Source organism: Streptomyces rhizosphaerihabitans (genome assembly GCF_025399795.1).
GTDB classification, from domain to species: Bacteria; Actinomycetota; Actinomycetes; order Streptomycetales; family Streptomycetaceae; genus Streptomyces; species Streptomyces rhizosphaerihabitans.
In genome coordinates, this window is record NZ_JAODTZ010000215.1 from 1 (window position 1) to 312 (window position 312).

The 312-nt window shown below is 71.5% G+C and carries 1 pseudogene; it reads left to right on the forward strand.

Annotation, left to right across the window (positions count from 1 at the left end):
* Positions 1-312, forward strand: a pseudogene (locus N4G66_RS45470) (RNA-guided endonuclease TnpB family protein); the annotation flags it as partial.

The following is a 312-nucleotide window of genomic DNA, read 5'->3' on the forward strand; positions in this document are numbered from 1 at the left end:
ACCTGGCGGGCGGGATCGTCCTGACGGTGGTGTGGTCGCGGGACCTGCCCGCCGAGCCGTCCAGTGTGCGCGTGTACCGCGACAGCCTCGGCCACTGGTATGCCTCCTTCGTCGTCCCCGCCGAAGTCCGGCCGCTGCCCGGGGCTGGCCGGGTGATCGGGATCGACTGGGGTGTGAAGGAGACCGCCACCACCACCTCGGACGCCCACGACCTCCCCCACCCCGAACACGGCAGGAAAGCTCAGGCGAAGCTGACCCGGTACGACCGGATGACGGCCCGCCGCAGGCCCGAGAAGGGGCAGGCTGCATCGA